Source organism: Streptomyces coelicoflavus (assembly GCF_045041415.1).
In the GTDB taxonomy this organism is placed as follows: domain Bacteria; phylum Actinomycetota; class Actinomycetes; order Streptomycetales; family Streptomycetaceae; genus Streptomyces; species Streptomyces coelicoflavus.
The window spans coordinates 5,328,647-5,343,563 of record NZ_CP108218.1 but is presented as its reverse complement, the minus strand read 5'-3'; the positions used below and the strand labels follow the sequence as shown (position 1 = coordinate 5,343,563).

The window sequence follows — 14,917 nt, the reverse complement described above, 5'->3', positions numbered from 1 at the left end:
GCCCGTTACGAGGACCGGCGCTCCACCAGCTCCGTCGCCAGCACCACCTGGTGCCGCTCCAGCCCCCGTGAGGCGGCCGGCCTGCGGTCCGCGATCTCGGTCAGCAGCAGGTCGATCATCGCGCGGCCCATCTCCTCGATGGGCTGGCGCACACTGGTCAGCGGCGGTTCCATGTGCCGGGCGATCGCCGAGTCGTCGTAGCCGACCAGCGCCACGTCCTCCGGGATGCGCCGGCCCGCCTCGCGCAGGACCTGGCCCGCGCCCGCCGCGGTGACGTCCGAGGCGGCGAAGACCGCGTCGATGCCGGGGTCGCGGCGCAGCAGTTCCGCCATCGCGCGGCGCCCGCCCTCCTCGGTGAAGTCGCCCGGCTCGATCAGCCGCTCGTCCACCTCGTGGCCCGCCTCGCGCAGGGCGTCGCGGTAGCCGTCGACGCGTCGCTGGGCACCGTAGACGGCGAGGTGGCCGGTGATGTGGGCGATGCGGCCGCGGCCCCGGGACAGCAGGTGCTCGACGGCCGAGCGGGCGCCGCCGTAGTTGTCCGAGTCCACCGACGCCAGCGGCTCCGCGGCCGAGCGCGGACCGCTGATCACGGCGGGGATCTCCAGCTGGGTCAGCAGGTCGGGCAGCGGGTCGTCGGCGTGCACCGAGACCAGCAGGACGCCGTCCACCCGGTGCGCCGCGAGGTACTGGGCGAGCCGCTCCCGTTCCCGGTCGCTGCCCGCGAATATCAGCAGCAGCTGCATCTCGGTGTCGGACAGCTCGGAGCCGACACCCTTGAGCATGTCCGAGAAGTACGGTTCCGCGAAGAACCGGGTCTCCGGCTCGGGCACCACCAGGGCGATCGCGTCCGTGCGGTTGGCCGCCAGCGCGCGGGCCGCCGTGTTCGGGACGTAGCCGAGCTCCTCGACCGCCGCCTCGACCGCCGCCCGGGTCGCGTCGCTCACCCGGGGGGAGCCGTTGATCACGCGGGAGACCGTGCCGCGGCCGACGCCCGCGCGTGCCGCCACCTCTTCGAGGGTGGGCCGGCCACCGCTCCGCCCACGCACTCCGTGGCCTGCCATCGGCTCCGCCTCCCGTAGTCACCCCCGCACTCTGCGGCTGGCCTGGAATTTAACAGGCCGGTCGGGTGTAATGACCGACTCCGGCCCCTCCCCCGCCGTACGGGAGTGTCTCCGTGCCGCTCGCGGCGTCCAGTTAACAGGCCGATAACTGAACGCAATTCGTCGCGTCCGTTCCCTTGACACCCCCGCCCGGACCGACGACTCTTCAACACATCACTTGTGGGAGCGCTCCCACACTACCTGGCACATACACATCCCGCACGTTCCACGCCCGAGCCGCAGCGACGAACGCACCACATGAAGCAGCGGGTCCAACCATGTAGTTGGCCGGGGGGTCGGCACGTCAGGGCAACAGGAGGACGCACATGCGAGCAGCACGCAGAGGATCGGCCCGCAGAGTGGTGGTCATGGCGGCCATCGCGTCGCTGGGCGCCGGGCTGCTGGCCGGCTGCGCCGACGACGGCAAGGACGAGGACAGCTCGTCGTCGGGCGACAGCAGCGGCAAGACCACGATCACCCTCGGTCTGTTCGGGACGATGGGCTTCAAGGAGGCCGGCCTCTACGAGGAGTACGAGAAGCTCAACCCGGACATCAACATCGAGGAGAACGTCACCGAGCGGAACGAGAACTACTACCCCGCTCTGGTCAACCACCTCACCACCGGCAGCGGCCTCCAGGACGTGCAGGCGATCGAGGTCGGCAACATCGCCGAAGTCGTCGCCACCCAGGCGGACAAGTTCGAGGACATGTCCAAGGCCTCGGGCGTCAAGAAGGACAACTGGCTGGACTGGAAGTGGCAGCAGGCCACCACCAAGGACGGCGCCACGATCGGCCTCGGCACGGACATCGGCCCGATGGCCATCTGCTACCGCAAGGACCTGTTCGAGAAGGCCGGTCTGCCGACCGACCGCGAAGAGGTCTCCAAGCTGTGGGCCGGTGACTGGAACAAGTTCATCGAGGCCGGCGAGAAGTACAAGAAGGGTGCCGGCAAGGACACCTACTTCATGGACTCCCCCGGCGGCCTGATCAACGCCGTCCTCAGCAGTGAGGACGAGAAGTTCTACGACTCCTCCGGCAAGGTCATCTACAAGACCAACCCGGCCGTCAAGGACGCCTTCGACCTGACCGCCGAGGCGGCCGAGAAGGGGCTGGTCCAGTCGCAGACCCAGTTCCAGCCGGCCTGGGACCAGACGATCTCCAACAGCCTGTTCGCCACCGTCGCCTGCCCGCCGTGGATGCTCGGCACCATCAAGGCCAAGTCCCAGCCGGACTCCGCCGGCAAGTGGGACGTCGCCCAGGCCCCGAAGGCCGGCAACTGGGGCGGCACCTTCCTGGGCGTGCCCAAGGGCGGCAAGCACGTGAAGGAGGCGCAGAAGCTGGTGACCTGGCTGACCGCGCCCGAGCAGCAGGCCAAGCTCTTCTCCAAGATGGGCAGCTTCCCGAGCGCGCCCGCCGCGTACAAGCTCCCCCAGGTGACCGGCGGCAAGAACGACATGACCGGTGACGCGCCGATCGGCGAGCTGTTCGCGAAGGCCGCCGAGCAGATCCCGACCCAGGTGATCGGCCCGAAGGACCAGATCGTCCAGCAGGGTCTGACCGACAACGGCGTCATCCTCGTCACCCAGGGCAAGTCCGCCAAGGACGCCTGGGAGAACGCCGTGAAGACCATCGACAACAACCTGGAGAAGTGACCGGAATGACCACCCGGCACGACACCGCCGCGTCCCCCGTGAAGGGGGGCGCGGCCCCGGGCCGCCCGCCCGGCGGCAGGGCGGCCGCCGAGGCCGACCGGAAACAGCGGGCGAAACTCTCCCGGCGCTGGCAGCGGGACATCCGCTGGAGCCCGTACGCGTTCGTCTCGCCCTTCTTCCTGCTCTTCGTCGCCTTCGGCCTGTTCCCGCTGATCTACACCGGCTGGGCCTCGCTGCACACGGTGGAGCTGACCGCGCCCACCGACATGGAGTGGACGGGTCTGGACAACTACACCCGGATCTTCGACGACGACTTCTTCTGGAACGCGGCGAAGAACACGCTGTTCATCGGCATCATCTCCACGGTTCCGCAGCTGCTGATGGCGATGGGCCTCGCGCACATCCTCAACTACAAGCTGCGCGCGTCGACCTTCTACCGGGTCGTGATGCTGGCGCCGTACGCGACGTCGATCGCCGCGGCCTCGCTGGTCTTCGTGCTGCTCTTCGGCCGTGACTACGGCATGATCAACTGGTTCCTCGACCTGGTCGGCCTGGACAAGATCGACTGGCAGAACGGCTCGTGGGCGTCGAAGTTCGCCGTGTCCTCCATCGTCATCTGGCGCTGGACCGGCTACAACGCGCTGATCTACCTGGCCGCCATGCAGGCGATCCCGCAGGACCTGTACGAGTCGGCGGCGCTGGACGGCGCCAGCCGCTGGCGGCAGTTCATCCACGTCACGCTGCCCTCGCTGCGTCCGACGATCCTGTTCACGGTCGTCGTGTCGACCATCGGTGCCTCGCAGGTCTTCGGCGAGCCGCTGCTGTTCGACGCGAACAAGGGTGCCTCGGGCGGTTCCCAGCACCAGTTCCAGACGCTCGGCCTGTACCTGTACGAGCAGGGCTGGGTCAACCAGCACCTGGGCCGCGCCTCCGCGATCGCCTGGGCGATGTTCCTGATCCTCATCGTGATCGGGATCCTGAACGCCGTCATCTCGCGCCGGCTGCGCGCCAGTAGTTAAGGAGAACCGGCCGTGACGACGACCATGACGAAACCCCCGGCCGACGCGGCACCCGACCCGTCCGGCAAGGGCAGGGGCCGACGGGGCTCCAAGTCCTCCCGGGCCGGCGGGCACATGCACGCGGGGCCGATCGCCTACATCATCCTCGCCCTGTTCACCATCGGCTCGCTGTTCCCGCTGGTGTGGACGGCGATCGCCGCCTCGCGCGACAACCAGCGGCTCGCCCAGACCCCGCCGCCCTTCTGGTTCGGCGGCAACCTGTTCGACAAGCTGGAGATCGCGTGGAACGACGCCAACCTCGGCGAGGCGTTCCTCAACACCACCATCGTGGCCGGCACCTCGGCGCTCACCATCGTCTTCCTGTCGACGATCGCCGGGTTCGCCTTCGCCAAGCTGCGCTTCCGCGGGCGGGGCGCGCTGATGCTGATCGTCATCGGCACGATGATGGTGCCCCCGCAGCTCAGCATCATCCCGCTGTACATGATGGTCGCGAAGCTGGACTGGTCCGACCAGCTCCAGGCGGTGATCCTGCCGTCCCTGGTGAACGCGTTCGGCGTGTTCTTCATGCGCCAGTACCTGCTCCAGGCGCTGCCCGACGAGATCATCGAGGCCGCGCGCGTCGACGGCGCCAGCAGCTGGCGCGTGGTGTGGCACGTGGTGTTCCCGGCGGCGCGGCCCGCGATGGCCGTGCTCGGCATGCTGATGTTCGTGCAGTCCTGGAACGACTTCCTGTGGCCGTTCCTGGTGCTGACGCAGAACGGCAGTCCGACCGTGCAGGTCGCCCTCGCCGGACTGGGCCGCGGCTACACCCCGGACCAGTCCCTGATCATGGCCGGCGCGCTGCTGGGCACGCTGCCGCTGCTCCTGGTGTTCGCGATCTTCGGCAAGCAGATCGTGGGCGGCATCATGCAGGGCGCCGTCAAGGGCTGACACCTCGGCGGCACCTCACCCCTCGGGGGCCGGGTCACCGCCGCCCGGCCCCGGTTCGGGTGGGCGCCACCCGGCCCGGCTTCCCCCCTCGTCCTTCTACCCGTCGGTCTCACCGGCCGGACTTCGCGCCGACCGGGACGACCCGCCACGAACCCTCTATGGGAGCGCTTCCATGCCTGAGTCCGCAACGCCGGTGACCCCGGTGACCTTCCCCCCCGCCTTCCTGTGGGGCGCCGCCACCTCGGCGTACCAGATCGAGGGCGCGGTGCGGGAGGACGGCCGTACCCCTTCGATCTGGGACACCTTCGCCCACACCCCCGGGAAGACGGCCGGCGGGGACACCGGTGACATCGCTGTCGACCACTACCACCGCTACCGCGACGACGTGGCGCTGATGAAGGACCTGGGCCTCGGCGCCTACCGCTTCTCGGTCTCCTGGACGCGGGTGCAGCCGACCGGCCGCGGCCCCGCCGTCCAGCGCGGCCTGGACTTCTACCGCCGTCTGGTGGACGAGCTGCTGGCCGCCGGGATCAAGCCGGCCGTCACCCTCTACCACTGGGACCTGCCGCAGGAGCTGGAGGACGCGGGCGGCTGGCCCGAGCGGGACACGGCCTACCGGTTCGCCGAGTACGCGCAGATCGTCGGCGAGGCGCTCGGCGACCGGGTGGAGCAGTGGATCACGCTGAACGAGCCGTGGTGCGCCGCGTTCCTGGGCTACGCCTCCGGCGTGCACGCCCCCGGCCGCACCGACCCGGAGGCCGCGCTGCGCGCCGCGCACCACCTGAACCTGGCGCACGGCCTGGGCACGGTGGCGCTGCGTTCGGTGATGCCGGCCCGCAACTCGGTGGCGATCAGCCTCAACACGTCCGTCGTGCGGCCGCTGTCGCAGAGCCCGGCGGACCTGGCGGCGGCCCAGAAGATCGACGACCTGTCCGGCGGGGTCTTCCACGGCCCGATCCTGCACGGCGCCTACCCGCAGACCCTGCTGGAGGCGACGGCGCCGGTCACCGACTGGTCGTTCGTCCAGGACGGCGACCTCGGCCAGATCCGCCAGCCGATCGACGCGATCTGCCTCAACTACTACACGCCCACCGTGGTGTCGGCGGCCGACGCCGACTCGCGCGCCCCGCGCGCCGACGGCCACGGCGCCAGCGACCACTCGCCGTGGCCCGCCGCGGACGACGTGGCGTTCCACCAGCCGCCGGGCGAGCGCACGGAGATGGGCTGGACCGTCGACCCGTCCGGCCTGCACGAGCTGATCATGCGCTACAACCGCGAGGCCCCGGGCATGCCGCTGTACATCAGCGAGAACGGCGCCGCCTACGACGACAAGCCCGGCGCGGACGGCTCGGTGCACGACCCCGAGCGGGTCGCCTACCTGAACGGCCACCTCACCGCGGTCCGGCAGGCCATCGCCGACGGCGCCGACGTCCGCGGCTACTACCTGTGGTCCCTGCTGGACAACTTCGAGTGGGCGTACGGCTACGAGAAGCGGTTCGGCGCGGTGTACGTCGACTACGTCTCCCAGCAGCGCACCCCGAAGTCGAGCGCCCTGTGGTACGGCCGGGCGGCCCGCACGGGGGCGCTGCCTCCGGTGGACGCGACCGAGTAGGCCTCCGGGGAGCCGGAGGGCCCTGGCCGGAGAGACCTGGCCGGAGGGGCACAAGACACGGGGCGCGGCATCCCACGGGGGGATGCCGCGCCCCGCTCTTGGGGCCGGTGTGGGGCCCGGCCCTGTTCGGGGGAGCCTCGGCCCTACTTGTAGGCGGCGAACGCCTTGGAGAAGGCGTTCGGCTCCTGGTCCACGGAGCTGCACGTGGCGTCGGCCGAGGGCTTCGGGCCGCCGGGGCAGGCCTTGTCGCGGGTGGCGGACCACATGGACAGGGCGCCCAGGCCCTTGGACTTCGCGAACTCCACCAGCTGGGTGGCGTCCTCGACCTTGAAAACCTCGGAGACGACGTCGTTGACGCCGATCATCGGGGTGACGGCGACCGTCTTCCAGGCGTCCGCGTCGGACAGGCCGAGGACGCCCTTGATCTGGGCCTGGGTGGCGGTGGCCGCCTGGGTGGCGTAGGTGCCCATGTCGTCGCTGTACGCGGGGCCGTAGTCCATCGCCATGATGTTGACGGCGCCGATGTCGACGCCGTTCTTCTTCGCGTCGGCGAGGAGGTCGACGCCCGCCTGGGTGAGGCCCTCGGGCATCACCGGGAGCGTGAAGGAGACGTCCAGGCCGGGATGCTGCTTCTGGAGCGCGGCGATCGCCTGGGCGCGGCGGGTGTTGGCGGCCGTGTCGGGCAGCGCGCCGCCCTCGACGTCGAAGTCGACCTTGGTGAGCTTGTAGATGTCGACGACCTTGCCGTACGCCGCCGCCAGCGCGTCGGCCGACGTGCAGGTGGTGCCGAGTTCGGAGCCGGAGGCGCCGCCGAAGGAGACGCGGACGTCGCCGCCCTTCGCGCGCAGGTCGCCCATCTGGTTCGCGACCGCGTCGCTGCCGAGGTCGGTGACGCCGCCCCACTTGGGGGTGCAGCCGCCGCCGTCGGTGACGAAGGCGAGGTTGTACTCCTTGACGCCGGTCGCCGCGGAGTGGGCGAGCAGGTCGAAGGCGGGGTAGAGGGAGGTGTCGACGTACGGCGCGAAGCCGGCGCCCGCGTCGGTGCCGTCGCCGGGGGTACCGGTGGGCGCCGGGGTGGTGGGGGTGTCGGTCGGAGTCGGCGCCGGCTCCGTGCTGTCGGTGGCCGTGGGGGTCGGCGTGGGCGTCGGGGCCGGAGGCTCGGTCGGGCGGCCGCTGGGCTCGGGGGTGGCGCCGTCGTCCGCCGAGCACGCGGCGTCGTCGACGAGGCAACCGGTCGGGTCGGCGGTGCCGTTGACGACGAAGCCGACCGTGACGGACTCGCCGGCCTTCAGTCCGTCCGTGTCCCACTTGGGCGGGGTCACGGTGACGTGCTGTCCGTCGGCCTTCGACTCGGCGTTCCACAGCGAGCCGAGCTTCGCGCCCGGGGGCAGGTCGAACTCGAGCGTCCAGTCCGCCTTCGCCTGCCCGCTGGTGTTGGTGACGACGTACTGGGCGGTGTAGCCCGTCGACCACTCGCTGGTCCTGGTGTACGCGGCGCCGACCGCGGCCGCCTGGGCGGTACTGGTGAACAGCAGCGCGCCGCCGCCGGCCACGGCCGCCGCGACGACGGCGCCGATCGCCTTGTTCCTGCCACTGACCTTGCGTCGGTGCGTACGCATCACGTGCCTGCCTTCGCTGTTCACGGTGCCCCCGGCGGGAGACCGACGGGGGCGGGGTGGGGGTGCGGCAGCACGCTAGCGACCCGGAAACGGGCAAAGACCCTGATCCGGGCGGGGGTTGGCGATCTTAGGGTGGGCTTAAGGGAGGGATCGGGACCGATTAATGGTCGCGTCCCGTCGGGGCCGCCGGTGTCGGCGCGGGCGTCGGCGTCGCCGCGGGCGCGGACGCTCGGCCCTGTCTGCGCCGGCGTACCGCTCCCCGGTGTCCGCGCCGTACCGGCGCCGTCCGCCCGTCCAGTTGGATCCAGATGCGCACCTCGGTGCCGCCCAGCACGGAGGAGCCGATCCGCACGTCGCCGCCGGTGTACTCGGCCATCCGGCGCACGATGTCCAGGCCGAGCCCGGTCGACCCGTCGGTGCCCGAGCCCCGGCCGCGGGCCATCGCCGCCTCGGGGTCGGATATGCCGGTGCCCGCGTCGGAGACGAGCACGATCACCGCGTCCTCGCCGTTGTGCAGGTCGACGGCGAAGGCGGTGCCCTCGGCGGTGTGCCGGAAGACGTTGCCGAGCAGCGCGTCGAGGGAGGCGGCGAGGTCGGCGCGGGCCACGGGTATGCGCACCGGCCGGTCGGCGCCGGCCACCCGCCACTTGCGGCCCTCGTCCTCGGCGAGCGCCGACCAGAACCCCATGCGTTCCCGGACCACCTCGGCGGCGTCGCACCCGGCGCCGGGTCCGGCGGCGGCGGTCTGCGGCTTGGCGTCCCGGGCGGTGCGGATGATGGTGTCGACCTCGCGCTCCAGCTGCTCCACGGCGGCCCGGGTCTGCTCGGCGGCGGGCCCGTCGCCGAGCGAGGCCGCGTTGAGGCGCAGCACGGTCAGCGGGGTGCGCAGCCGGTGGGACAGGTCGGCGGCCAGCTCCCGTTCGTTGGCGAGGAGCTGGACGACCTGGTCGGCCATGGAGTTGAACGCGACCGCGGCGCGCCGCAGTTCGTCCGGCCCCTCCACGGGCACCCGCGCGCCCAGCCTGCCCTCGCCCAGCTCGTGCGCGCCGTCGACCAGGCGCCGCGCGGGCTGCACCATCCGGACGCCCAGCCGGTCGGCGACCGCGACGGAGCCGACGATCAGGGCGGCGCCCACCGCCGCCAGCACCGCCCAGGCGGTGCCGACGCCGTTGGTCACCGCGGACTCGGGGACGTACACCTCGACGACGGCGATCTCGCCGGAGCTGAGCGCGACCGGCTGGAGCAGGGTGGAGCCGCCGCCGACCTCGGTGGTGGAGGCCCGCCCCATCTCCCGTACGGCGGCGATGTCCTCGTCGGTGGCGCGCTGCCGGCCGATGTCGGTGGCGTCGCCGCCGTCCGCACCGGCGTCGGCACCGGGCGCGGGTATGTGCACGGCCATCCCGGCGTCCGAACCGGCGGAGGCCACGACGCGCTCCAGCTGCTCGCGGTCGGTGGTGATGGACAGGGCCGGGGCGACGGCGGCGGCCTCCCGCTCGGCGTTGGAGAAGGCGCGGTCCCGGGCCATCTCGCGGATGACGAGTCCGAGGGGCACGGCGAAGGCGACCACGACCATGGCGGTGACCGCCAGCGAGACCTTGACCAGGGCCCATCTCATCGCGGTGGCTCCAGTCGCGGCGGCTCCAGCTTCACGCCGACCCCGCGCAGGGTGTGCAGGTAGCGCGGCCGGGCCGCGGTCTCGCCCAGTTTGCGGCGCAGCCAGGACAGGTGGACGTCGATGGTCTGGTCGTCGCCGTAGGACTGCTGCCAGACCTCGGCGAGCAGCTCCTTGCGGGGGACGACGACCCCGGGCCGGCCGGCCAGGAAGGCGAGCAGGTCGAACTCGCGGCGGGTCAGGTCCAGGACCGCGCCGTCCAGTTCGGCCTGGCGGCGCAGCGGGTCGACGGTGAGGCCGCCGACCCGCAGGACGGTCGGCGGCGCCGCCTCCGCGGGGCCGCCGCGCGCCCGGCGCAGTACGGCCGCCATCCGGGCCGACAGGTGCTCGACGGAGAAGGGTTTGGTGAGGTAGTCGTCCGCGCCCGCGTTCAACAGCCGTACGACCTCCGCCTCGTCGTCGCGGGCGGTGGCGACGATCACCGGTACGTCGGTGATGCCGCGCAGCATCTTCAGCGCCTCGGAGCCGTCCAGGTCGGGCAGTCCGAGGTCCAGGACCACCACGTCGAACCGGAAATGGGCGACCTCGCGCAGCGCCTCCAGTGCCGTGCCGACGCTGCGCACGGTGTGCGAGGCGTCGGTGAGCTGCCGGATGAGCGCCGAGCGGACGAACTGGTCGTCCTCGACCACGAGCACACTTGCCATGGGCGGCACCGTACGCCATGCGGACCAACCCGGTCCGGGCCTGTGGACAACTCCGCCCGGGCCCGCGTCACACGGCGTTCACGCGACACGGGCGGGGCGGGTGAGGCAGTATGGCCGCGATGCGCAGAGGACTCGTCCACGTGATCGCCTGGCTGTTCGCCACCGGCGCCGCGGTCACCCTGTCGTGGTGGGGCGTCCACACGGTGATGGCGGGCACGGCCTACGACGCCCCCCGCGCGCTGCCCATCACGGCCGCCGACACGAGCGTGCGGGACGGGGCGGACGGCGACGACGGCGAGGCCCTGGCCTCGTCCACGAGTCGGCCCCCGCCCTCGCCGTCGCCCTCGCGCAGCCCCTCGCCGGCACCGAGCGGGACCCCCGCCGAACCCGACCCCACCCCCTCGCGCACCGCACCGTCCACCACGCCGCCCGCGGACCCGACCAGCCCCGCACCCGACACGTCCGGCGAGGTCAGAAGCTACGACACCGACGGCGGCCGCGCGGTCTTCGACCTCGGTACGTCGTCCGCGTCCCTGGTGTCGGCGACGCCGGGCGCGGGCTGGTCGATGCAGGTGTGGAAGACGGAGTCGTGGATCCGGGTGGAGTTCACCTCGGGCGCCGACCGGGTCTCGGTGTTCTGCACCTGGCACGACGGGCCGCCGCGGGTGGAGATCGGCAGCTACTGAACCGGACCGCTCCGGTACGGGCCCCGGTACGGGCTCACTTGAAGACGGAGTCCGGCGGCGCGGGTGAGTCCACGGCCGCCGCGTCCGTCACGGGCTGGGCGCCGCCGGTGAAGTCGGTGAGCGCGCGGCCGTGTTCCACGCGCGCGGGATGCGGGTCGGACGCGGCGCGGCGGGTGAGTTCGGCGACCGGCAGCGGATGGTCGGCGGCGACCAGGATCGCGTTGCCGAAGCGCTTGCCGCGCAGTACGGCCGGGTCGGCGACGAGGGCGAGTTCGGCGAACCGGGCCGCGGCGGTGGCGATCTGGCCGCGCAGGTGGGCGAGCGGCGGTCCGTCGGCGAGGTTGGCGGCGTAGACACCGCCGGGCGCGAGTGCGCGCCGCACCTCGTCGAGGAACTCGGTCGAGGTCAGGTGGGCCGGCGTACGGGCCCCGCCGAAGACGTCCGCGACGACGAGGTCCGCCCAGCCGTCGGGCACCTTGGCCAGACCCGCGCGGGCGTCGGTGGAGCGCACCCGGATCCGCGCGCCGGGGTCGAGCGGAAGCTCCCGGCGGACCAGCTGGACGAGGGCGGCGTCGCGCTCGACGACCTGCTGGGTGGAGCGCGGGCGGGTGGCGGCGACGTAGCGGGCGAGGGTGAGCGCACCGCCGCCGAGGTGCACGGCGCGGACCGGCTTGCCCGGCGGGGCGGCCAGGTCGATGACGTGGCCGATGCGGCGCTGGTACTCGAAGGACAGGTACGCCGGGTCGTCGAGGTCGACGTGCGACTGCGGGGCGCCGTCGATCAGCAGCGTCCAGGCCCGGGGCCGGTCCCGGTCGGGCACCAGCTCGGCGCGCCCTCCGTCGACGTCCTCGACGACGGCTTCGGCGGCGGCGCGCCCGCGACGGGCGGTGTTCCTGGACTTTCCCATCGGTCCATTATCGGACCGGGCGCGGAAGGTGTTCGGCGAAGGGGGTTCGGCGAGGGGTGTTCGGTGAAGGGTCTTCGGCGAGGGGTGTTCAGCGGCAGCTGTCCGCGGCCCTGATCAGCCGGGCCGCCTCACCCAGCGCGGCGCGCAGGACGACGGGGTCGGTCGCCAGGTCCGCCTCGCCGGGCGGCAGCAGCCAGTCGGAGCCCTCCACGGGCGGCTCGGGCTCCGGGACGATGCTCAGCCCCCGGCCGTCCGTCTCCATGCAGGTGCTGCCCGGCACGTCCCAGGCGGCTGCGGTGCCCGGCGGCACCAGGAAGCCCAGGGTGTCGCAGCCGTCGTCGTGGAGCACCGAGCCCACCCCCTCGCCGGCTCCCCGCCGGATGATGTCGACCGCCTCCAGACCCTGCCGGGCCGGCACGGTGACGACGTCACAGGCATCGCAGGGGGGAACGCTGACACTGGTGTCCATCCCGGCCTCCACCACGGAACTCCTCCTCGGACGAGCGGATCGGGAGTCGGGGGGCTCCCGGTCCACCCGGTTCAACGCGGTGGACCGTCAACGGCTACGGCACGGGGCCGCCGCAAAGGATGGCACTTCATGGCAGATCGTGGATGAGATATCCGGTTTGTAGCCAAACAGCGCGTGGCGGCTCCGTCACAGCCGGTACGTTCTTGCTCGCCGGAAACAGGGCCGCGCAGGCTCGCGACCTCTCCCGGCATGGTTCGACGGTTCGCACGAGAGGACCCGGCCATGGCGTCGTCAACGGTGACCTCCGCCCAGCCCGAACGGCCCCCGCGGCCGAACCTCGCCTTCAGGCGGTTGCGCGGCAAGCGCTCCCCGGCGGAGTTCGCGGCGGCGGTCCGGCGGGCCGCTCGCGAGATCGGCGAGCGGGTCAGTTGTGACGCGCGCTACGTCGGCCGGGTCGAGGCGGGCGAGATCCGCTGCCCCAACTACGCCTACGAGCGGGTGTTCCTGCACATGTTCCCCGGCCGCACGCTCACCGACCTGGGGTTCGCGCCCCGTTCGTCGGTCCGCGGACGGCAGGCGCGCGGCGCCGGTGAGTCGTGGGAGGCGGGTGAGCCGTACAAGACGCATGACACGCGAGACGACCGAGACACACGAGACACACGAGACAACCGAGACACGCGAACCGACCGAGACGACCGAGACGACCGACACACGCAAGACCTGTACGAAACGCACGACAACAACGAGGAGAGCGACGTGCTGCGTCGCGCATTCATGACGAGCGGTGCCACCGTGGCCGCCGCCTCGCTGGGCCCCCTGGGACTCGCCCTGGACGCCGCGGCGGCGGGCCGCCCCACGCGACGGGCCGGGACGGGCGAGGCGGGCGCCCTCGAAGAGGCCGTCCGCCGGATCCGGCTGCTGGACGACCGGCACGGCGCGGACGGTCTCTACCGGCGCGCGGCGGCCCCGCTGCGCACCGCGTACGCGCTCCTGGACGCCGGCGCGTCCCGGCAGGCGACCGCGGACCGGCTGTACACGGGCGCCGGTGAACTGGCGATCTCCGTGGGCTGGCTGGCACACGACTCGGGGCGCTTCGACGACGCGCGCTCCCACTACGCCGAGGCGCTCGCCACCGCGCGGATGAACGGCGACGCGGGCCTGGAGGCGCACGCCTTCTGCAACATGGCGTTCCTGGCCCGCGACGCCGGCCGGCCGCGCGAGGCCGTGCGGGCGGCCCAGGCCGCGCAGCGCGCCGCCCGCCCGCTGGGCTCGGACCGGCTGATGTCCCTGCTCTCGCTGCGCGAGGCGGGCGGCTGGGCGGGGCTCGCGGACCGGGTCGGCTGCGAGCAGGCGCTGGTCCGCGCGCAGACCTTCTACGGGCGGGGCCCCTCGGAGACCGATCCCGAGTGGATGAGCTTCTACGGCGAGGCCGAGCTGGAGGGGCTCGAGGCCCAGTGCTGGTCCACCCTGGGCGACTGGCCGCGGGCCGCCCGGCACGCGCGGCGGGCGGCCGACCTCCAGGACCCGCACTTCACCCGGAACCTCGCGCTGTACTCGGCGGAGCTGGCGGACGACCTGGCCCGCGGCGGCCGCCCCGACGAGGCGGCGGGAGCGGGCCTGCGCGTCCTGGACCTGCTGGGCGAGGTCCAGTCCTCCCGCATCCACACGATGCTGGCAGGCACGGCCCGAGTCCTCCTCCCCCACCGCCGCTCCCCCACCGTCTCCACCTTCCTGGACCGCCACGGAGCCCTCCCGCGACCGGCGTAGCCACCACCGCTACGGGCAGTCGCACCGCCGTCGCCGTAGCTGCGGGCAGTCGTGCCGCTGGGGCGGCACGGGTGGGCGCAGGCGGCACCCCGCAACGCCGGGCAGCGCACCCCACCCCCGCCCAGCCCCAACGCCGGGCACCGCCAAGCACCGGCACCGGCACCGGCACCGGCACCGGCAGGGCACCAACCGTCAGCCGACGAGATGCCCCACGTCGTTCCAGCTCTCCACCGCCGGCTCCCCGTACGCCCACCCCAGCACCGACAGCGACGTCGGATGCAGCCGTATCCGCGCCCCGAACGACACCGGCAGCCCCAGCCACCGCGCCCCGATCGCCCGCAGGACATGCCCGTGGGCGAACACGAGCACGTCCCGCTCCGCCTCCCGCGCCCACGCCACCACCTCGTCCGCGCGCGCGGTGACATCCGCCACGCTCTCCCCCTCGGGCACCCCGTCCCGCCAGATCAGCCAGCCGGGCCGCACGGCCTGGATCTGGTCCGGGGTCATGCCCTCGTACGCCCCGTAGTCCCACTCCATCAGCGTGTCCCACGCGCGTGCGCGCCCGCCGAAGCCCGCCAGCTCGCAGGTCTCGCTCGCGCGCACCAGCGGACTGGTCCGCACCTCCACCCCGTCCAGCCCGTCCAGCGGAGCCCGGTGCAGCCGCTCTCCCAGCAGCTTCGCGCCGCGCCGGCCCTCCTCCAGGAGCGGCACGTCGGTCCTGCCGGTGTGTCTGCCGGACAGCGACCACTCCGTCTGTCCGTGCCGGGCCAGCAGAATGCGCGGTGCCATGAAGAGGCCTTTCCGGGAGAAATGTCTGGGGGGACCTCTCCATCATCCCGT

Annotated in this window: 13 protein-coding genes; 6 read left to right on the top strand and 7 right to left on the bottom strand. The window is 72.6% G+C overall.

Annotation, left to right across the window (positions count from 1 at the left end):
• Positions 1 to 5: 5 nt before the first annotated feature.
• Positions 6 to 1,061 carry a LacI family DNA-binding transcriptional regulator gene (locus tag OHA99_RS23825; RefSeq protein WP_153179725.1) on the bottom strand — a complete coding sequence of 352 codons (1,056 nt, stop codon included), beginning with the start codon at positions 1,059 to 1,061 and terminating at the stop codon, positions 6 to 8.
• A 365-nt stretch (positions 1,062 to 1,426) separates the two neighbouring features.
• On the opposite strand from OHA99_RS23825, the gene OHA99_RS23820 reads away from it, so the two are divergent.
• The 4 genes from OHA99_RS23820 to OHA99_RS23805 all read left to right on the top strand — a co-directional run bounded on the left by OHA99_RS23820 (position 1,427) and on the right by OHA99_RS23805 (position 6,313).
• A complete protein-coding gene (locus OHA99_RS23820; protein ID WP_153179724.1) occupies positions 1,427 to 2,752 on the top strand; it encodes an ABC transporter substrate-binding protein in 1,326 nt (441 codons plus the stop codon).
• A gap of 5 nt (positions 2,753 to 2,757) precedes the next feature.
• On the top strand, positions 2,758 to 3,771 hold the full coding sequence (locus OHA99_RS23815; protein ID WP_345964629.1) for a sugar ABC transporter permease: 1,014 nt from the start codon (positions 2,758 to 2,760) through the stop codon (positions 3,769 to 3,771).
• Positions 3,772 to 3,783: 12 nt separating this feature from the next.
• Entirely contained in the window at positions 3,784 to 4,701 is a 918-nt protein-coding gene (locus OHA99_RS23810) for a carbohydrate ABC transporter permease (RefSeq protein WP_007450020.1), read from the top strand.
• A gap of 172 nt (positions 4,702 to 4,873) precedes the next feature.
• Complete coding sequence (locus tag OHA99_RS23805; RefSeq protein WP_405697707.1) at positions 4,874 to 6,313, top strand: GH1 family beta-glucosidase; 1,440 nt, start codon at positions 4,874 to 4,876, stop codon at positions 6,311 to 6,313.
• Positions 6,314 to 6,456: 143 nt separating this feature from the next.
• Here OHA99_RS23805 and OHA99_RS23800 read toward each other — a convergent pair whose 3' ends face one another.
• The 3 genes from OHA99_RS23800 to OHA99_RS23790 all read right to left on the bottom strand — a co-directional run bounded on the left by OHA99_RS23800 (position 6,457) and on the right by OHA99_RS23790 (position 10,248).
• A complete protein-coding gene (locus tag OHA99_RS23800) occupies positions 6,457 to 7,932 on the bottom strand; it encodes a cellulose binding domain-containing protein (RefSeq protein WP_405697704.1) in 1,476 nt (491 codons plus the stop codon).
• A 160-nt stretch (positions 7,933 to 8,092) separates the two neighbouring features.
• The gene (locus OHA99_RS23795) at positions 8,093 to 9,547 is read right to left on the bottom strand and encodes a sensor histidine kinase (protein WP_405697702.1); all 1,455 of its coding nucleotides are present in this window, start codon (positions 9,545 to 9,547) and stop codon (positions 8,093 to 8,095) included.
• Complete coding sequence (locus OHA99_RS23790; RefSeq protein WP_164384621.1) at positions 9,544 to 10,248, bottom strand: response regulator transcription factor; 705 nt, start codon at positions 10,246 to 10,248, stop codon at positions 9,544 to 9,546. Before OHA99_RS23790 ends, OHA99_RS23795 begins: the two co-directional genes overlap by 4 nt.
• Positions 10,249 to 10,367: 119 nt before the next feature.
• Between OHA99_RS23790 and OHA99_RS23785 the strand changes: the two genes are divergently transcribed.
• Positions 10,368 to 10,934 carry a hypothetical protein gene (locus tag OHA99_RS23785; RefSeq protein ID WP_194280078.1) on the top strand — a complete coding sequence of 189 codons (567 nt, stop codon included), beginning with the start codon at positions 10,368 to 10,370 and terminating at the stop codon, positions 10,932 to 10,934.
• Between the two features lie 34 nt (positions 10,935 to 10,968).
• Here the strand turns inward: OHA99_RS23785 and OHA99_RS23780 are convergent, their stop codons facing one another.
• Together OHA99_RS23780 and OHA99_RS23775 are read right to left on the bottom strand one after the other, a co-directional pair.
• Positions 10,969 to 11,841, bottom strand: a complete 873-nt coding sequence (locus OHA99_RS23780; RefSeq protein ID WP_153179718.1) for a spermidine synthase — start codon at positions 11,839 to 11,841, stop codon at positions 10,969 to 10,971.
• A gap of 88 nt (positions 11,842 to 11,929) precedes the next feature.
• The gene (locus OHA99_RS23775; protein WP_164243760.1) at positions 11,930 to 12,310 is read right to left on the bottom strand and encodes a hypothetical protein; all 381 of its coding nucleotides are present in this window, start codon (positions 12,308 to 12,310) and stop codon (positions 11,930 to 11,932) included.
• A 282-nt stretch (positions 12,311 to 12,592) separates the two neighbouring features.
• Between OHA99_RS23775 and OHA99_RS23770 the strand changes: the two genes are divergently transcribed.
• Positions 12,593 to 14,077, top strand: a complete 1,485-nt coding sequence (locus tag OHA99_RS23770) for a hypothetical protein (protein WP_153179716.1) — start codon at positions 12,593 to 12,595, stop codon at positions 14,075 to 14,077.
• A 192-nt stretch (positions 14,078 to 14,269) separates the two neighbouring features.
• Here the strand turns inward: OHA99_RS23770 and OHA99_RS23765 are convergent, their stop codons facing one another.
• On the bottom strand, positions 14,270 to 14,866 hold the full coding sequence (locus OHA99_RS23765; protein WP_153179715.1) for a histidine phosphatase family protein: 597 nt from the start codon (positions 14,864 to 14,866) through the stop codon (positions 14,270 to 14,272).
• Positions 14,867 to 14,917 lie beyond the last annotated feature (51 nt).